Source organism: Streptomyces akebiae (genome assembly GCF_019599145.1).
GTDB lineage: Bacteria > Actinomycetota > Actinomycetes > Streptomycetales > Streptomycetaceae > Streptomyces > Streptomyces akebiae.
Map to the genome: position 1 here is coordinate 2,450,929 of NZ_CP080647.1, position 17,973 is coordinate 2,468,901.

Genomic DNA, 17,973 nt, shown 5'->3' on the forward strand with positions numbered 1-17,973 from the left:
CTGCTCGCTGGACGAGATCCGGCCGGCCGGCAGCCCGTCACGGCGTGGAGAACAGGCCGGGCCCCGGAGGCGTGGGGCCGTCGGCGCGGACGCCGTTGGTGACCCGTAGGAACTCCAGTTTCTCCGCGTCGGTGGAACCCGCGGCCACCGTGTAGACGACGAGACGGATGTCGCAGCCCGGGACGGTGAGCACGTCGCAGTCGCAGATCACCTCGCCCACCTGGGGGTGGACGACGGTCTTGCGGGCCGAGACGTGCGGGCCGACCGTGCCCTCGTCCCACAGGCGGGCGAACTCCGCGCTGGTGGCCCGCAGTTCCTCCACAAGGTCGGTAAGGCCGCGGTCGCGGGGGTAGTCGATGAGAGCGGTGCGCAGGTCGGCGACGAGGGCGGGTTTCAGGGCGTCGTCGTCCTGGAGCACGGGCCAGGACGCGAGCCGGCTGGGCCCTGTGGCGAAGACCGCCCGTGCCAGGTTGCGCTCGTCGTGTGTCCGTGCGCTGGGGTCGCCCATCAGGACTGACCATGCGGGGGTCCAGGACAGCAAGGTCCAGTCGGCGCTGAACACGCCCGCGGGGAACTCCCCGAGGCGCGCCAGCATCCGTTGGACCCCGGCCGGAACATGCGTGGAGATCGTCCCCTCCTGGGGCGGCAGGAGGCCGGCCAGCCGGTAGGCGTGATCGCGTTCCATGGCCTGCAGTTGCAGTGCCCTGGCCAGGCTCGCGACGACCTGTGCCGAAGGGCTCTTGGCGCGCCCCTGTTCCAGGCGGACCACATAGTCGACGGACAGACCGGCGAGTTCGGCCAGTTCCTCGCGGCGCAGCCCCACCGCACGTCGTCCGGGCCGTGAGGTCAGTCCGACGTCGGCGGGAGAAAGACGGTCGCGCCAGCGGTGCAGTGCCGTGCCCAGGGTCTCGTCCACTCGGCCATTGTGTCCGCCGGGCCGCCGTCGTGCCTGGTACTGGCTGTCCTACCGTCGCGGAGAGCACTGGCCGGTCTCTCGCCACGGGCCGAGAGTGGACGCATGACAACAACCACCTTCATCACTGTGCGGGCACCACGAAGGGGGGCTCTCCGATGAGCGACGGCGTGGTCTCCAGCGGTTGGGACGTCCTGGACGCCTCCCACGAAGCGCTGCGCACGGCGGTCCGCGCCGTCCCCGCCGACGGCTGGCACCTGCCGACGCCCTGCGCGCGCTGGACCGTCGCCCAGGTATTCCAGCACGCCGTCGGCGACCAGATCGGCTACGCCGCCGCGCTGACCGGCGAACCCGGCCCCGGCTTCAACCCGTTCGCCCCATCGGGCGACATGCAGGGGGTGGACCCGCCGGCGTTCCTGGAGGACGCCCTGGCACGCGCGGCGAAGGCGTGGGCGGGGGTCGACCGGGACGCCGCCGAGGTGCCCGTGCCGCCGCCGCACAAGTTGTCCCCGTGGTCCGGCTCGGCAGCGTGCGGGCTGGACGCGGCGGTCCACGCCTGGGACATCGCCGTGGCGACGGGCCGGCCGTCGCCGCTCACGCCCGAACTGGCCCGCCCCCTCCTCAAGGTCGCCAGGGAGATCGTCGAGCCGCTGCGCCCCCGCGGCGCGTACACCGCCGCCCTGTCCCCCGGCGAGGGCGACGACGACGTGGCGGTCCTCCTGCGTTACCTCGGCCGCGACCCCCTCCGGAGCGTCTCTTGAGTGCCGCCACCCCGTCACGCGCGTGGCGAGCATGTACGGCACCGGGCCGTACGCGCGTGTTCGATGGACAGTACGCGTAACCGTTCGTGACGCTGGGTGAGTTGATCGTGGGGAGATCCGACTCATCTGGAGGTGGCCGAGCATGGGTGTCGACTGGGAGCCGGACCCGTCCGACAGTCTGAAGACGTTCGGGGCGTTCGTGCAGGCGCTGCGCGAGCACCACGGCTACACGCGGGAGCAGTTCGCCCCACTGGTGAGCTTCAGCGTGCACACGGTCGCCTCCATCGAGCTGGGCAGGCGGATGGCGGACGAGGTGTTCGTGGAGCGGGCGGACCGGGTGCTGGGGGACACGGGCGCGCTGCGCAGGGCGGCCAAACACGTCTCACGGCAGCCTGGCCTGGCGTCGTGGTTCCGTCGGTGGGCCCAGTTGGAGCGGCAGGCGGTGAGTTTGTGCACGTACGAGTGCCGCCTCGTGCCGGGCTTGTTGCAGCCGGAGTCGTACGTGCGGGCCTTGTGCGACGAGGACGTCCCGCCGTTGCCCGACGACGAGTTGGAGGCCCTCGTCAAGGTTCGCATGCAGCGGCAGACACTGTTCCGCGACGAGCCCAGGACCACGTTCGACTTCGTCGTCGAGGAGGCCGTGCTCATGCGCCGACTCGGCGGCACGGCCGTCTGTGTGGAACTGCTCGACCACCTGCTGGCGGCAAGCACATTGCGCAACGTCACCATCCAGATCATGCCTGCGCGCACAGAGCACCACGCCTGTCTGGCCGGCCCCATCCGCCTCCTCGAAACCCCTGATGCGCAGCGGTTCGCGTACTGCGAGGGTCAGGAGAGCGGGCGCCTGATCACCGACAGAAAGGAGGTGGCCAAGCTCTCCCTGCGCTATGCCAGACTGCGTTCGCAGGCCCTCTCCCCGCAGGACTCCGTGGGCCTGTTGCAGAGAATGCGAGGAGAGCTATGAACACCACTGAACCGCACTGGACCAGGAGCAGCTACAGCAGTGCCCAGGGCGACGACTGCGTAGAAGTCGCCCCCCTCCCCTCCGCCGTCCGCGTCCGGGACTCCAAGCGCCCCACCGGCCCCGCGCTGACCCTCTCTCCCGCCGCCTGGGCCCCCTTTATCGCCCAGGCGGGTGACTTCGGGACGGACTCCCCGGCGTTCGGCAGCTGAACCGACTGTCCGCTGACCCCATCGCCGTACTTTCGTGCGGTGATCAGTCCCGTACGCAGCATCACCGCGCTCTGCGCACTCGGTGCGCTCGGTGCCGCCCTCGCCGCCTGTGGCACCCCGCACGCCTCGACGCGCATCGTCAACGCCACCGCCAGCCCGTCGGCGGCGTCGGCGTCCCGGCCGCCCACGCTCGCGCCGGGCCCGGCAGGGCTGACCCCGGTGTTCGAGCACGGTCTCCGCAGCCGCACCGACAAGACCGTCGCGCTCACCTTCGACGCGGACATGACCGCGGACCAGGGCGAGCGGGCCGCCGCGGGCGAACGGTTCGACAATCCGGAGCTGATCGCCGCGCTGCGTCAGCTGAAGGTTCCGGCCACGCTGTTCATGACGGGGCGGTGGGTCGAGGAGTACCCGATCCAGGCGCGCTCCATCGGACGGGACCCGCTGTTCGAGGTCGCGAACCACTCGTACAGCCATCACGCCTTCACCGAGAACTGCTACGGCCTGCCGACCATGGCGCCCGCGCGCATGCGGGCGGATCTGGAGCGGGCGTACCGGGTGTTCCGTGCGGCCGGGGTCCGGGATCCGATGCCGTACTTCCGGTTCCCCGGCGGCTGCTACGACAGCCGCGCGCTGCGCAGGCTCAGCGCGTCCGGGGTGACGGCGGTGCAGTGGGACGTGGCGAGCGGCGACGCGTTCGCGACGGACGCGGACGAGGTGGTGCGGGAGGTGCTGGACGGGGTGCGGCCGGGGTCCGTCGTGGTCATGCACTGTACGCGGAGTGCCGCGCCGGTCACGGAGCGGGCCGTGCGGAAGATCGTGCCGGCGCTCCGGGAGCGCGGTTTCCGGTTCGTGAAGGTGTCGGAGCTGGTCGGAACGACGGCGGCGAGGGCGGTAGCGGCGCCCTGAGCAGCTCGGCGCGGGGCCGCTCTGCGCTGGATGTATGAGCGACGACGACTACCGCGGCGGCGGCAGCGGGGGCCGACCGCGACACCGCGTCCACATCCGGCTCCGGCTCCGGCTCCGGGCCTGGCGCCGGAGACCACCGACGGCCCTCCCTCCGCCGAGTGCGTCCTGTGCCGGCAGCCCGCCTAGTACCCGGAGTCCCACAAGGGGATCACCCTGTGCCCGGTGTGATGGGGGTCCCCCCGGTTCGGGCGAAGTCGAGAATTGGGGGAGGCGGGAGGCGGAACGGACGGCCTGTTCAGGCTGAGCGGCGCCTGGTCAGGGCGCAGGCCACGGCGGTCGCGCCCGCCGTGAGGAGCCCGGCGGCGAGCAGGGGCAGGACGGGGACCGGGATCGTCGCGTGCCGCGAGCCGTCGACCAGGGCCGTGACCGCCGCCCTGGCCGGGGAGCCGGCCACCACCAGCGCCAGCAGGGCACCGAGCAGGAGCGCGGGGACGGCCCGGCCCGGCGAACGCAGCAGCGGCCAGTTCGTGAGCGCGCCGACGGCCGTGCCGAGGAGTGCGCAGACCAGCGCGGCCAGGAGGCCCGCGCCGCCCGCCGGGAGTGCCTCGACGCGCGTCTGGTGGTCCGTGCTCGTGGGAGCGCTGATGAACGTGACGAGGACCGTGGCCGCCGTCCCGAGGAACGCGGCCGCCGAGAACGCGACCAGGACACAGGCCAGGTGCGCACGGCCGGGCCCGGCCGCCGCCCCCGTACAACTGCGGGCCGCGGGCGGCTCGTTGGTGACGCAGATCCGCATCAGCCACGCGGACACGGGCAGCAGCGCGGCGGCGGTGTAGCCGAGCGAGTCGAGCACCGGCTGTCCGCTCTGCACGCCGATGCCGAGGAACGCCGCGTACAGGATGACGGGCGGCAACCAGCGCTGGGAGCGGACGAGGAGGGCCGCCTGGTAGCGGAGGAGGGCGGTCATCAGGAGCTTTCCACTTCCAGTTCCGGTTCCGGTGTTTCCTGGGCCGCGGGTTCGGACACCGGGGTCACGCGCACCACGTGCCAGGGCGGACGCGCCCCCAGCAACGCCTTGAGCAACGCGTCGGACCGATCCGCCGGGACCGTGAACAGGTGGCTCCCCGCCCCTGATTCCCCGACCCGAGAAGTCAACTCACGTACATCAGGCGGCACTTGCGCCCCCTGCGCCCCCTGTCCCTCCACCACGACGACGGCTCCTGCCGAGGTGTCCCCCTCCCCCGACCGGAGGTCGAGCGCACCGTCGACCACCGCGTAGGTCGCGTCCGGGGCCCCCGCGAGCCGACGCGGGTCATGGTCGACGAAGACCGCCGCGGCACCGGCGTCGGTCCGCTCGACCACCACGCGCTCCAACTCCTCGCGGGCGTCGGAGTCCAGGCCCGTCCACGCCTCGTCCAGGACGAGCAACTCCGGTTCGGCCAGCAGCGCCTGGGCCACGGCGACCTTCTGGCTGCTGCCCTTGGAGAGCTCCGCCATCGGCGTACGGGCGTACTCGGCGGCGCCGAAGCGCTCCAGCCACGCGTGGGCGGCGCGGGCGGCGGACGGGCGGTCCAGGCCGTGCACGGCGCCGAGGTGGGTGAGGTACTCGACGGCGGTGAACGGCAGCGCGGCGGGGAAGCGCTCGGGGACGTACGCCGTCCGCGGGCGTCCCGTCACCCGGCCTTCCGTGGGCGCGTCGAGCCCGGCGAGGACGCGGAGCAGCGTCGACTTCCCGGTGCCGTTCGCGCCCACCACCCGGATCAGCGCGCCGGTGCCGATCTCCAGGTCGACGCCACGCAGCACCCAGTCGCCACGGAGGCCGTACCGTCGACCGACCCCCTCCAGCCTCAGCAGTAACTCACGTTCCATGCCCCCATCCTCGTACAAGTCCTCGCACAAGCGAGCGAGCAGGGGGCGCGGGAACGGTGTTTCCGCCTGGCAGACTGGGCGGGTGACCACCAGCGATGCCACCCACGACAGCCCCTTCCGGGACGAGCGGACCTCCCGCGACGAGGCGCCGCAGTTCGTACTGCCCCTGGTCGCGCACATCGAGAAGGCCTCGCCCCCGGCGCGTACGGACGCGCTGGAGACGGCGGCGCGGGCGGTGTTGGTGATGCTGAGCGACGCGCGGTCGCTGGGCGACGGGGAGTGGGCCGAGGCGGTGCGAAGCTGGCAGGACGCCCGGATCCGGAAGGTGGTCCGGCGGGCGCGCGGCGCGGAGTGGCGGCGCGCCGAGGCACTGCCGGGGATCACGGTGGCGGGCAAGTCGGCCGAGGTGCGCGTCTTCCCGCCGGTCCCGCTCGACGGCTGGCCCAAGGATCTGGCCCGCCTCCAGGTCTCCGGCACGGACCTCGACGACCCGGAGCCACCGGCCGACCCGGAGCCCGCGGCCCCGGTCCTGTGGCTGAACCCCGAGGTCGAGATGTCGGCGGGCAAGGCGATGGCCCAGGCCGGCCACGGCGCCCAGCTCGCCTGGTGGGACCTGGACGACGCGGCCCGCACCGCCTGGCGGGACGCGGGTTTCCCGCTCGCCGTCCGCACCGCCGCCCCCGCCCACTGGCACGCCCTCACCACCGCCGCCCTCCCCGTCGTACGCGACGCCGGCTTCACGGAGGTCGCCCCGGGCTCCTGCACGGTGGTCGCGGACCACTCCGCGCTGCGCTCCTGAGCCATTCGCGCCATGATCTTATTAATTTCGGATCACCTTCCCTTCGCGATCGGAAGAATTCCGATCACTTGCGTCGATACGGTGTGCGGCCCGCCCCACGTGGAATAGAAACCGGCATGCCAGCAATCCGCCCGTGTCGGGCCTGATCCATCGGGGGGCGTCATCAGAATTTCCTGGGCTAGAGGGCCGGTGATAGCGGCACTGCTCGTGGCATTCCTCACCGGCTGCGGTGACGACGGGGCATCAGGCGAATCCGGAAGCGACGATCAGCGGCCGACCATCAGCGAAACCGAGGACCCCGTCGAAACCGAGGACCCCGTCGAAACCGAGGACCCGGTCGAAACCGAGGACCCCGTCGAGACCGAGGACCCCGTCGATCCCACCCCTGGCGATGAAACCGAAGAAGCCATCACCGGACAGGTGCCCGACGAACTCGTGGGCGCGTGGGACGGAGACGGTGACGGTTCCGCCCGGCTCGACAGGATCACCTTCTTCGGCGACGGAACCGTGAGCCTGCTCTACAACAACAAGCAGGTCCTGGAGGGCCCGGCGGTCGTGGAGGAATCGAGCATGACCCTCTACGTCCCCGGCGGACCGATCACCTACGACAGCTGGTACATCGAGCAGTCCGACATCGGCAACGAATACGGATACTCATTCGAAATGCTCATGCTGGACGGCGTGAGTTACGTACGCCAGATCAACTAGCCCATGTTCCTGAACAAAGGGGGCGGCCATGAATGCGCGGATATCCGTCGTGGATGAAGATGTGGTGCGCGAGGTGACCCGGATCGTGGTCTCCGAAGTCGCGCCCGAGGAAATGGCCCTGTTCGGAATGAACAGCCGGGCCTATTTCCGGGACCCTGCCAGGACGCTGGAGGAGGCGGCCGGCGACGGCGGCGGGTCGAAGGAGAGCCTGATGGGGGCCGGCGGCGCCGAGGTCGTCGTGATGCTGACCCCCTTCGCCCTCGCGATGGTGCAAGGCGCGCTCTCCTCGTTCATCGGAGCCTTCGCCGCGAACCTCGCCGACGGCGGCGGCACCGCCGTTCGGCGGTGGCTCCGCGGCCTGTTCGGGCGGTCGGACGGCGAGAACGAGGCCGCCGACCCGGACAGCGCACTGACGCCGGACCAGGTGGAGTGGCTGCGCGAGGAGGCCTACCGCACCCTGCGGCGGGCCGAACTCGGGGATTCCCAGGCCCGGTTGCTGGCAGACGCACTCGCAGGCGCGGCCCGCGTCCGCCGGTGACGTGACCACGCCCCCTGCGCCGCCCACCCGGCCCGCCCCTCCCGACCCGTTCGCGCTGCCCAGCGGCGCCAAGTTCCGCTTCGCCCTCGTCGTCACCGCGCTGCTGGGGACGATGGCCTTCATCCACAACCTGCTCTACTTCACGTTCTCACCCGACCGTGGACGGGCGGTGGCCCTCTACCAGCGCTGCGCGTCGGCCCCGGCGGACCGGCCCGCCACGGCGGACGCCCTCTCCTACACCCAGGGCTTCCTGTCCTGCATCGCCCCGTACGAGCGGGGGAAGGCGTGGTGGGTGCTCGGCGGGATCCTGCTGCTCGTGGTGACGGCGACGGCGGTGTATCTCCTCCTGCCCTCGTTCCTGACGCGGTACGGGCAGTTGGAGCCGCTGTCGCCGCACGACCCCGACCAGGCCCCACTGCTGGCACGGCTGCACTCGCTGTCCCAGGAGGCGGGCCTGTCACGGCCCCCCGAGTTCCTGGTGAGCGGCCTGACCGACCGCAGGGTGGACGCGTACACCTTCGGCCGAAGCGGCCGTCACCGGGTGGCTCTGGCCCAGGGAACAGTCCGGGCCTTCGGCCTCGCGCCGGAGCGGGCCCGTGCCGTCGTCCTGCACGAACTGGCGCACCTGCGGAACAAGGACGTCGACGTCTTCTACCTCACCATCGCCCTGGCCCTGGCCTTCGTCCCCACGGGACTGTTGCCACTGGCCGTCGCACTGATCGGAACGCCGGCCTCCGGGGTCCTGTCGGTGACCTGGCGGTCTCTCGCCCTGGTCGCCCTCGTCTGGATCACCTGTGTGTCCGTGCTGCGGATCCGCGAGTACGGCGCCGACGTGCGGGCGGCCTCCTGGGGCGCGGGACCGGGCCTGCTGGACGTGGTCGGCACCGAGTCCGGCCGGGCCGTGCCCTGGTGGCGTCGTGGGCCGCTGGCCCTGCACCCGTCCGCGGCCGCGCGGGCGGCCGAGATCGTCCGGCCGCGGGAGCTGTTCCGTGTCCGCTTCACCGAGTGCTTCGCCGCAGGGCTGGCCGTCTCGGTCGCCGCGAGCGGGCTGCTCACTCTGCTGTGGCTGGTGGTGAACCGGCTCGACGCCCTCGACGCGCGCTGGACGACCGTGCTGCTGTGCGCACCCGCCGCCCTCGCCGTAATGGGCCTCGGGGTCTGGCGCGCGGCCCTGTTCGGCGGTGGCACCCGGGCGGTTCTGCTGCCGGGGCTGGGCCTCGGTCTCGGTCTGGTCGTCGGCGGGCCGCTCGCCCCCCAGAACGGCATCGTCCTGACGGGCCGCCCCCTCGCGCCGGGACCGGCGGCACTCCTGTCGTCCCTCGCCCTGTGCTCGCTCATGGTGGCGCTGTCGGCCTGGATCGCCCGGTCGGCGGCGCTCTGGCACGCCACCGGGGAGCAGCCGCCGGGAAAGGCGTGGCAGGCCGGGCTGAGCGCCACCGCGCTCCCGTTCGCGGTGCTCCTGAGCGGGTGGATGCTGCTGTACGACACCGGCGACGGGCTGGGGCCGGTCCACGACTCGGCCCGGGATCTGTACGGCGTGGTGAGCGCCTCGGCACCGGTGGGCCCGTTCTGGCTGTGGGCCCTCGTGGAACACCCGTTGACGCTGTTGTTCACCCGGTGGACGCCGCTCGTCGTGGCCCTCGTGGCCCTGTGGCTGTTCCCGTTGGCCACGCTGTGGCACCGTCGGCCGCCGTACGACACCGCATGGGTGGGGCAGGTCCTGACGACGAGCGCCGGGACTGCCGGTGTTTTCGCCTGGTTGCAGATCCTGGAGCGGGTGGTGCTGCGGCAGGGGGTGAGCCAGGCGGTGCGCAGCCAGGACGGATTCGTCCTCGCGTTCGCCTACTGGCAGATCGCCGCCGCGATGCTGTTCCAGGGAGTCGCCGCCGCCGTGACGGTCCGCTCGCACCGCCACGACCGGCTCGTGATACCGCTCGCGCTGCTGACCGCCTTTCTGACCGGTTGTCTGCTGACCCTGGTGTTCTTCGCCGGGGTCGTCCTGGCCGGCTGCGCCGACGGCCTCGCCCTGGTTCCGGGTCCGTGCTCGCTCGACCTTCCGCTCCCTCTGGTGCGCGACACACTGCTGCGGATCCTGGCCGGAGGTTTCCTCTGCGCGCTGGTGGGCGTGGCGGTGCCCGTCACCGTGGGACGCCTGCGCGGCGAGCGTCCGCCCGTGGCGCCCGGAACGCCCGTGCGGCACGCCCTCCGCGCACGGCCGAACCGGTGGCTCGCGGTCGGCGTCGCCGCTCTCCCGGCGTCCCTCGTCCTGGGGTTCGCGCTCCTCGTCGGCCCCATCGGGCAGCCGTCCGACGTCCGCCCCGCCGACTCGTCCTCGGCGGCCGCCTGCCGGGCCTTCGACGGTCTCCTCGGGTCCATGGGTTCCCTGGGCCCAGCCGATGCCAACGCCCGGCTCCACGAAGCGGTGCGGCTCGCGCTGCTGGCCGGCGACACTTCCCTCGCCACCGACTTCCAGGGACTGTTCGCCGCCGCCGGGGACCAGGACGCCGAGAGGTTCGGCGCCCTGACCGACCGCATCGGCGACCGGTGCGCCGACGAGGGGGCTCCGCTGGGGAATCCGCCCCGGTGAAGGCCCACCGCCCGAGCCGCGGTGAATCGTGTCCGCCTGAGCGGGCCGTCCTCAGCCGGCTCAAAGCCCGTTGAACAACTCCGCCGCACCGCACGTACTTCCCGGTACTGGCCAAGCAATTGCCCCAACGACCAGTTGGCATCACCCGGGAGGATCACTTTGCGGCGTCTCAACGGCTCGCTCATCGCCAGCCTGGCTCTCGTCGTCACCGTCGGCGCGCTGGCGTTTCCCGTATGGTCCTACGCCGACCGATCGGGCACCGCACAGGCCAACATGGCCGCCAGCACGGTGAACACCCAGTGGGGGCCGCTGACGGCCGCCGACCGGGACCTCATCATCCGCGTGCGCCTCGCGGGACTGTGGGAGCTGCCGGCCGCCGAGAAGGCGATGGCACGGTCGAGCAGCCCGGAGGTGAAGGAGGCCGCGGACCACCTGATCGTGGGTCACAAGGACCTCGACGAGCGGGTGCGGAACGTCGCCTCGCAGCTGGGCGTCGAGCTGCCGAACGTGCCGAACGAGCAGCAGGTGGGCTTCCTCGCGCAGATGGACAACGCGACCGACGACCAGTTCGACCGGGTCTGGGCCAACCTGCTGCGCTCCGCGCACGGCAAGATCTTCCCGGCCATCGGGGCGATCCGGAACCAGACCGAGAACACCCTGGTGCGCCAGCTGGCCTCGGACACCAACCAGACCGTGCTCGACCACATCACGATGCTGGAGAAGACCAACCAGGTCGACTTCGACGCGATCGCCAACGGCACGATCTGACGCCGCCCCGGCCCCGCCCCCGGGCGGCGACCCGGGACCGGACAGTCACAGCGGCACCCCCGCGGTCACCCTCCGCGCCCCAAGCAACAGTTCAGTCCCCAACGATCAGTTGGTTTCCTCCGGGAGGCTCATTTGCGACGCTCCAAGGGCTCTGTGCTCGTCGCCCTGGCGATCGCCGGCACACTCACCGCGGTCGCCTACCCCATCTTCTACTCGTACCCCAACCGCAACGCGACAGCCGCGGCCGCGCTCACCGGTGACACGGTGACCACGCAGTGGGGGCCGCTCACCCCCGCCGACCGTGACCTGCTGATCCGGGTGCGGCTGGCGGGCCTGTGGGAGCTGCCCGCCGGGCAGCAGGCGCTGGAGCGCAGCGGCAGCCAGTCCGTCAGGGAGGCCGCCGACCACCTGATCGTGGGCCACACCGACCTCGACAAGCGGTCACGGGTCATCGCCGCGAAGCTGGGCGTCGAGCTGCCGAACCAGCCGACGGCGGAGCAGCAGGGCTGGCTGGACCAGATGACCGCCTCCAAGACCGAGGCCGAGTACAACAAGACGTGGGCGAACCTGCTGCGGGCCGCCCACGGCAAGATCTTCCCGGCGATCGCCAGCGTGCGGAACTCCACCCGCAACACGCTGATCCGCCAGCTGGCCTCCGACGCCAACCAGACCGTGCTGGACCACATCACGATCCTGGAGAAGACCGGCGAGGTCGACTTCGCGACGATCGCCGACAACTCGGTGAGCGGTACCGCCAGCCCGACCGGCCCGCCGCCGCCCGTCCCCGGCCAGGTGCCGCCCGCCGCGCCCCCGGCCGTGCCGTCCACCAACCCTGACGTGCAGTCGAAGCCGTCCCCCTTCGAGTCCGGGAACGTCCCCACCGGGCGTCCGGACCCGGAGGAGATCAACAAGGACCAGGGTCAGCCGCAGGTCCAGTAGAAAGCTCAAATGTTGCTCTGAAGGTCCCCTCCACGGGGTTCGGCCCCGGCTGTCGGGGCCATGACTCCGTCACGCCGGAACACAGGTCCGCCGTAAGGAGACACACAGGGTCCTGGTGAAGCCGTGACCGACGTGACCGAGGAGGGGACGGGGACGATGGAGCAGATCGCACAGTTGGGGACGGGGATCGGCTGGCGGCCGGAGATCGCCGACGCCGTGGAGCGCATGGCCGGTGCGGACGGCGGTGTCGACTGGGTCGAGGTCGTCGCCGAGAACGTCTGTCCCGGCCACATCGCCGAGTCGTTGCTGCGCCTGCGCGAGCGGGGCGTCACGGTCGTGCCGCACGGTGTCTCCCTCGGTCTCGGCGGCGCCGACCGCCCCGACGAGCAGCGCCTGCGCTCCCTTGCCGAGCGCGCGGAGGCGTTGGGCGCCCCCCTCGTCACCGAGCACATCGCCTTCGTCCGGGCGGGCGGCGCCCTCACCGCGTCGCCGTTGCTGGAGGCCGGTCACCTGCTGCCGGTGCCGCGCACCCGGGACGCCCTGGACGTGCTGTGCGAGAACGTCCGGATCGCCCAGGACGCGCTGCCGGTGCCGCTCGCGCTGGAGAACATCGCGGCGCTCATCAACTGGCCGGGCGAGGAGATGACCGAGGGGCAGTTCCTCTACGACCTCGTCGACCGCACCGGCGTCCGGCTCCTCATCGACGTGGCGAACCTGCACACCAATCATGTCAACCGGGGCGAGGACCCCGCGAAGGCGCTCGACGAGCTGCCGGTCGAGGCCATCGCGTACGTCCATGTCGCGGGCGGCTTCGAGCGCGACGGGGTCTGGCACGACAGCCACGCCCACCCCGTCCCGCAGCAGGTCCTCGACGTCCTCGCCGACCTCGCCTCCCGGATCGCCCCGCCGGGCGTGCTCCTGGAGCGCGACGACAACTTCCCCGAGCCGGGGGAGCTGGAGCGCGAGCTGACGGCGATCCGGGGTGTGCTGGAGAAGGTGGAGGTGCGGGGCCCCGGCAAGGATGTACGGGAGCCCGAGAAGGGTGCGCGCGAGACCGACAGGGGTGAGCGGGTCCCCGGGCGGAAGGCGGCCACGGCCCGGGCGAAGGCCGTCGCGGAGACCGAGCCCGCCGCCGAGGCCGTACCCGTCACCGAGGCCGAGCCCGCAGCCCGGCAGCGGCTCGGGCTCGCGCAGGCGGCGCTGCTGTCCGCGCTGGTCGCGGGGACCCCGGTGCCCGAGGGGTTCGACCGGGTGCGGCTGGGCGTCCAGGCGCGGGCCCTCGCGGCCAAGCGGGCGGACGTGGTGGCCAAGGTCGCGCCGGAGCTCCCGGAGATCCTCGGATCGTCGTACCGGCCGACCTTTGTCGCGTACGCACAGGGGCACCCGATGACCGACGGTTACCGGCGGGACGCCCTGTCCTTCGCCGAGCACGTGCTGCTCACGGGCCGCCCGGAGGACGCGGACGTCCGGCGCGAGGTGCGCCGCTGGTGGCTGGAGCGATCGGGCCCCGCGCCGCTCTCCCAGCGGCCGACGGCCCGGCTGGCCCGCGCGACCCGCAGGGTCCTGCTACGCCGGTGAGCCGGGGCGTTCACCCCCGGATGTGCTGCGATTAACAGACCCGTGCCTCCCGCACGGGTTTGCCGCCCTGTGCGCCATGTTTTGTCGCGGTTCATCCGGCCCTTCGCGTACCCCATCCGGCGCGCTTTGTCCCCTCCTCAACCGTTCCTCCTCATACGGCAGTTGGCGTAGACCGGGCAGTAACATGCCAGTGTGTAGGCCGATCAGCACCCGTTGCGCACTAGCGTGCGGTGCCGCGAGCAGGAGGCACCATGCGAACCACCAACGGCAGAGGAGGACTGTTCAGTGGCACAGGACTCATCGTCGCCGGACTGACGGCGACGCTCGTCGCCTTGCTCTTCCCGATCTGGTCGTACGCGGACCGCTCGGGCACCGGCGTGAGCGTGCTCAACGCGTCCACCGTGACGACGCAGTACGGCCCGCTGTCCGCCCTGGACCGCGACTTCGTCACCAAGGTCAGACTGGCGGGGCTGTGGGAGCTGCCGGCCGGGCAGCAGGCCCAGACGAAGGGCTCCACCCTGGCCGTACGCACCGCGGGGGAGCATCTCGTCGAGGGGCACACCTTCCTCGACGCGCGGGTCCGCAAGGTCGCCGCGCGCCTCGCCCTGCCCCTGCCCAACCAGCCGAGCGACCAGCAGAAGGCGTGGCTGGACACCCTGACGGCGGCGCAGGGCGAGACCTACGACCGCGAGTTCGCCAACATCCTGCGGCTGGCACACGGCAAGGTCTTCTCCGTCGTCGCCCAGGTCCGGGCCACCACCCGCAACTCGCTGGTGCGTGACCTCGCCGACGACGCCAACACCACCGTTCTCGACCACATCAAGGTGCTGGAGGCCACCGGGTTCGTCGACTACGACGCGATCGCCCGCGACGCCGCCTCCGCGAGCGCCCCGCCGCTCACCAACTCCCCCACGCCGCCGACCCCGTTGGACGACCCCGGCTCCCCCGTCCCGGTGACCCCCTCGCCCACGCCGACCCGGCCGGACCCGTCACCGACGTACGCCCTGCCTCCGGCCGCCAACGGCCCGGCGGACGACGACTGAGGACGGACGACAGGGCACCGGCCGGACCCGAAGGCTCCGGCCGCCCGCCCCTGCCGGGTCCTGGCAAATGCGGGCCGCGACGGCGAACAATCGGAACAGAGCGGCCACCTTCCCTGCGGATTACGGACATCGCGCGATGCGGCCCGGGGCAGGCGCATAGAAACACGCCATGATCTGGGTCCTCTTCCTCCTGCTGGCCTGGGCCGCCGCCGGCGTGTCCTGTGCCCGACTCTGTCTGACCTCGATGCGTGCGGCGGCGGCCGACTCCGACGTCCACGTCGACCACGCCCACCACTGCCACCGGCTCACGCTGTACGAGGCGGCGTTCCTGTCCGGCGGCCCGGCACGCGTCGCCGACCTCACCCTGGTCTCCATGGCCGGCCGGCGCGGACTCCTGCTCGCGCACACCGGTTGGGTGACGGTGGTGGACCCGGACGGCCGGGACGACATGGAACGCTCCGTGATCGGCGCGATAGGCCCCGGCGGGCAGTCCCGGATAGCGCCCGTACGCCGGACCGCCGCAGCCGCGGACCCCGTACGCCGCCTCTCCGACCGGCTCGTCGCGGCGGGGCTGGCCGTGCCCTACGCCGCGCGCACGGCCGTGGCCGACGCGGTCACCCAGGTACGGGGCGCCGCGCTGGGCGTGTGCGGACTGGGGGCGCTGGCGTTGATGCTGCCCTCGCAGGGGTACGGGGAGCATCACGTGCTGGTCGCGCTGTGGTTCGCGTTGCCGCTGGTGCTGACGCTCAGCTGTCTGGTCATCGTGCGGGTCGACAGGCATCCCGGTACGCGCTGGGCGACACCGGAGGGGGTGCGGGTGCTGCGGACCGTCGTGGGCCGGGGCGGAGGTGACCTGGCGGATCTCGTCTCCGTGGCCGTCTGGGGCGTGGGGGCGGTGGGGTCCGCGGAGCTGCGGGCGGCGTTCGGGCAGCGATAGCGACGGCGACACTCCCCGACAGTCCTTTACATTCGCCCTATTTAACGCCAAACATCCCTTTGTCGCTGTCGTGCTTCGGAGGGATTCGCCATGCGGGCTGCCGTTCTCTACGGGACTGTCGGGGCGGTGGTGCTGAGTGGCCTCGGGGCCGCGCCGGCCGAGGGGGACATGAGCCGGACGGCGGCGCAGTCGGTCGCCCTCGCGGCCGAGCGGGCCGCGGACGAGGGCATCCGGTTCGGTAAGTGCCCGGCGGCGGAGGGGCTGCCGGACGGGGTGCGGTGCGGGACGGTCGAGGTGCCGCTCGACTACGCACGGCCCGACGGCCGGCAGATCTCACTGACCGTCAGCCGGATCGCGGCCAAGGGCAAGGACGCGAAGGGCAGGAAGGTCGCCCGGCAGGGGGCGCTCGTGTTCAACCCGGGCGGGCCCGGCGCCTCCGGGATGTATTTCCCGCTCGCCGGCTACCTCCCGGGCTGGAAGCGCATCGGCGCCGCCTACGACCTAGTCGGCTACGCCCCGCGCGGGGTCGGCCGCTCGGCACCGCTGTCCTGCCAGGACCCGAAGCGACTGCACCGGGGGCCCGCACCGGCGCCGACGCACCCCTCGGAGACGTACAAGAAGGAACGCGTCGCACGGGCCAAGGCGTACGCGCGAGGCTGTGCACGGCGGGGCGGGAGCGCGCTGCGGCACTACCACTCCCTCAACAACGCCCGTGACCTGGACGTGCTGCGCGCCGCGCTCGGCGAGCCACGACTGACGTTCATGGGGGCGTCGTACGGGACGTACATCGGGGCGCTGTACGCGGCCCTGTTCCCCTCGCACGTACGCCGGATGGTCTTCGACTCGGCCGTGAACCCGGCCCCCGAGCAGATCTGGTACCGCAACAACCTCGACCAGTCGGCCGCGTTCGAGGGGCGCTGGGCGGACTTCCGGGCCTGGGTCGCCAGGCACCACCGGGTCTACGGGCTGGGTGACACCCCGCAGAAGGTGCTGCGGAGCTACGAGCGGGCGGCGGCGCGGCTGGCCGCCCGGCCCGCCGCCGGCAAGGTGGGCCCGGGCCAGCTGCAGGGCGCGTTCCTCCAGGCCGCGTACCACGACGACCACTGGCCGCAGCGTGCCCTGGCGCTCTCGGCGTATCTGAGGGGCGACCCGAAGCCGCTCGTCCGGATCGCCGGCCCGTACCCGGAAGCCGCCGTCGAACAGGAGAACGCGAAGGCCGTCTACACGGCCGTCGAGTGCAACGACGCGCCCTGGCCGACACGGTGGAGCGTCTGGGACCGCGACAACACCCGGCTCGCGCGGACCGCGCCCTTCGAGACGTGGGACAACGTGTGGACGAACCTGCCGTGCGCCTACTGGAGCGGTCCGCGTCAACGACCGCTCGACGTGCGGACCGGCCCCGGCGAGCTGCCGCCGACGCTGATCCTGGCGGCCGAGCGGGACGCGGCCGCGCCGTACGACGGAGCGATCGAGCTGCACCGGCGGCTGTGGGGTTCGGTACTGGTGACCGAGCGGGACGCGGGGAACCACGGGGTCGCGGGCGGGTCCAACACCTGCGTCAACGGGTACCTGGAGGCGTACCTGCTGCAGGGGCGGGCGCCCGTGCGGAGGGCCGCGTGCGCGGGGCGGCCGGAGCCGAGCGCCGCTCGGCGCGAGGCTGTCGGGGAACTGCGGGTCGTCGGTAGCTGATCGCGCAGTTCCCCGCGCCCCTTACGGGGCCTAGGCGAGGCCCGCCACCAGCTCCGCCACCGACTTGCGGCGGCCCGTGTAGAACGGGACCTCCTCGCGGACGTGCATCCGGGCCTCCGAGGCACGCAGGTGCCGCATGAGGTCGACGATGCGGTACAGCTCGTCGGCCTCGAAGGCGAGGATCCACTCGTAGTCGCCCAGTGAGAAGGAGGCGACCGTGTTGGCCCGGACGTCGGGGTAGCCGCGGGCCATCTTGCCGTGGTCGGCGAGCATGCGGCGGCGGTCCTCGTCGGGCAGCAGGTACCAGTCGTAGGAGCGCACGAAGGGGTAGACGCTGACGTAGTCGCGGGGCGTCTCGTCGGCGAGGAACGCCGGGATGTGCGACCGGTTGAACTCGGCGGGGCGGTGCAGCGCCATGTTCGACCACACCGGGGCGAGCGCGCGACCCAGCCGGGTGCGGCGGAAGAGGTTGTACGCCTCCTGGAGCTGGTCGCTGGTCTCGGCGTGCCACCAGATCATGACGTCGGCGTCGGCGCGCAGGCCCGACACGTCGTACGTACCGCGGATGGTCACGTCCTTGGCGGCGAGCTGGTCGAACAGCTCCTGGACCTCGTCGGCGTAACCGGCGCGGTCCTCCGGCAGCACGTCCTTCAGCCTGAAGACGGACCACAGCGTGTAACGGATGACTTCGTTGAGGTCCTTGGCCAGCTTGCCCTTGTTCGGGATCCGGCCGGACTCGGTGGTGGGGGCGTCGTCGCTCAT

The 17,973-nt window shown here is 72.2% G+C and carries 18 protein-coding genes; 14 read left to right on the forward strand and 4 right to left on the reverse strand.

Going from position 1 to position 17,973, the window contains the following annotated elements; translation table 11 throughout:
• Positions 1–37: 37 nt before the first annotated feature.
• Positions 38–916: a helix-turn-helix transcriptional regulator gene (locus K1J60_RS10660; RefSeq protein WP_220646000.1), complete on the reverse strand. Its 879-nt coding sequence runs from the start codon at positions 914–916 to the stop codon at positions 38–40.
• Positions 917–1,071: 155 nt separating this feature from the next.
• Between K1J60_RS10660 and K1J60_RS10665 the strand changes: the two genes are divergently transcribed.
• From K1J60_RS10665 to K1J60_RS10680, 4 genes are all read left to right on the forward strand, one after another.
• Positions 1,072–1,674, forward strand: a complete 603-nt coding sequence (locus K1J60_RS10665) for a TIGR03086 family metal-binding protein (protein WP_220646001.1) — start codon at positions 1,072–1,074, stop codon at positions 1,672–1,674.
• Between the two features lie 142 nt (positions 1,675–1,816).
• Positions 1,817–2,638 (forward strand): helix-turn-helix domain-containing protein, encoded by an 822-nt coding sequence (locus K1J60_RS10670; protein ID WP_220646002.1) that lies wholly within the window; start codon positions 1,817–1,819, stop codon positions 2,636–2,638.
• The gene (locus K1J60_RS10675) at positions 2,635–2,847 is read left to right on the forward strand and encodes a DUF397 domain-containing protein (RefSeq protein ID WP_220646003.1); all 213 of its coding nucleotides are present in this window, start codon (positions 2,635–2,637) and stop codon (positions 2,845–2,847) included. Before K1J60_RS10670 ends, K1J60_RS10675 begins: the two co-directional genes overlap by 4 nt.
• A gap of 39 nt (positions 2,848–2,886) precedes the next feature.
• Positions 2,887–3,756: a polysaccharide deacetylase family protein gene (locus K1J60_RS10680; protein ID WP_220646004.1), complete on the forward strand. Its 870-nt coding sequence runs from the start codon at positions 2,887–2,889 to the stop codon at positions 3,754–3,756.
• A gap of 295 nt (positions 3,757–4,051) precedes the next feature.
• On the opposite strand, the gene K1J60_RS10685 is transcribed toward K1J60_RS10680, so the two are convergent.
• Positions 4,052–4,723, reverse strand: coding sequence for an ABC transporter (locus K1J60_RS10685; RefSeq protein WP_220646005.1), 672 nt, complete (start codon positions 4,721–4,723; stop codon positions 4,052–4,054).
• Positions 4,723–5,625 carry an ABC transporter ATP-binding protein gene (locus tag K1J60_RS10690; protein WP_220646006.1) on the reverse strand — a complete coding sequence of 301 codons (903 nt, stop codon included), beginning with the start codon at positions 5,623–5,625 and terminating at the stop codon, positions 4,723–4,725. Before K1J60_RS10690 ends, K1J60_RS10685 begins: the two co-directional genes overlap by 1 nt.
• Positions 5,626–5,707: 82 nt before the next feature.
• On the opposite strand from K1J60_RS10690, the gene K1J60_RS10695 reads away from it, so the two are divergent.
• The 10 genes from K1J60_RS10695 (at position 5,708) to K1J60_RS10740 (ending at position 17,211) form a co-directional block, all read left to right on the forward strand.
• Entirely contained in the window at positions 5,708–6,424 is a 717-nt protein-coding gene (locus K1J60_RS10695) for a peptidyl-tRNA hydrolase (protein WP_259407666.1), read from the forward strand.
• 207 nt (positions 6,425–6,631) lie between these two features.
• Positions 6,632–7,132 (forward strand): hypothetical protein, encoded by a 501-nt coding sequence (locus tag K1J60_RS10700; protein ID WP_220646008.1) that lies wholly within the window; start codon positions 6,632–6,634, stop codon positions 7,130–7,132.
• A 28-nt stretch (positions 7,133–7,160) separates the two neighbouring features.
• Positions 7,161–7,670 (forward strand): hypothetical protein, encoded by a 510-nt coding sequence (locus tag K1J60_RS10705; protein WP_220646009.1) that lies wholly within the window; start codon positions 7,161–7,163, stop codon positions 7,668–7,670.
• Position 7,671: 1 nt separating this feature from the next.
• A complete protein-coding gene (locus tag K1J60_RS10710; protein WP_220646010.1) occupies positions 7,672–10,257 on the forward strand; it encodes a M48 family metalloprotease in 2,586 nt (861 codons plus the stop codon).
• Positions 10,258–10,416: 159 nt separating this feature from the next.
• Complete coding sequence (locus K1J60_RS10715) at positions 10,417–11,025, forward strand: DUF4142 domain-containing protein (RefSeq protein ID WP_220646011.1); 609 nt, start codon at positions 10,417–10,419, stop codon at positions 11,023–11,025.
• 132 nt (positions 11,026–11,157) lie between these two features.
• Positions 11,158–11,964: a DUF4142 domain-containing protein gene (locus tag K1J60_RS10720; RefSeq protein WP_220646012.1), complete on the forward strand. Its 807-nt coding sequence runs from the start codon at positions 11,158–11,160 to the stop codon at positions 11,962–11,964.
• Positions 11,965–12,120: 156 nt separating this feature from the next.
• Positions 12,121–13,542, forward strand: a complete 1,422-nt coding sequence (locus K1J60_RS10725) for a DUF692 domain-containing protein (protein ID WP_220651409.1) — start codon at positions 12,121–12,123, stop codon at positions 13,540–13,542.
• Positions 13,543–13,793: 251 nt separating this feature from the next.
• Complete coding sequence (locus K1J60_RS10730; protein ID WP_220646013.1) at positions 13,794–14,585, forward strand: DUF4142 domain-containing protein; 792 nt, start codon at positions 13,794–13,796, stop codon at positions 14,583–14,585.
• A gap of 169 nt (positions 14,586–14,754) precedes the next feature.
• The gene (locus K1J60_RS10735; protein WP_220646014.1) at positions 14,755–15,522 is read left to right on the forward strand and encodes a TIGR04222 domain-containing membrane protein; all 768 of its coding nucleotides are present in this window, start codon (positions 14,755–14,757) and stop codon (positions 15,520–15,522) included.
• A gap of 90 nt (positions 15,523–15,612) precedes the next feature.
• A complete protein-coding gene (locus K1J60_RS10740; RefSeq protein ID WP_220646015.1) occupies positions 15,613–17,211 on the forward strand; it encodes an alpha/beta hydrolase in 1,599 nt (532 codons plus the stop codon).
• A gap of 30 nt (positions 17,212–17,241) precedes the next feature.
• Here K1J60_RS10740 and hemQ read toward each other — a convergent pair whose 3' ends face one another.
• On the reverse strand, positions 17,242–17,973 hold the full coding sequence (hemQ, locus tag K1J60_RS10745) for a hydrogen peroxide-dependent heme synthase (protein ID WP_220646016.1): 732 nt from the start codon (positions 17,971–17,973) through the stop codon (positions 17,242–17,244).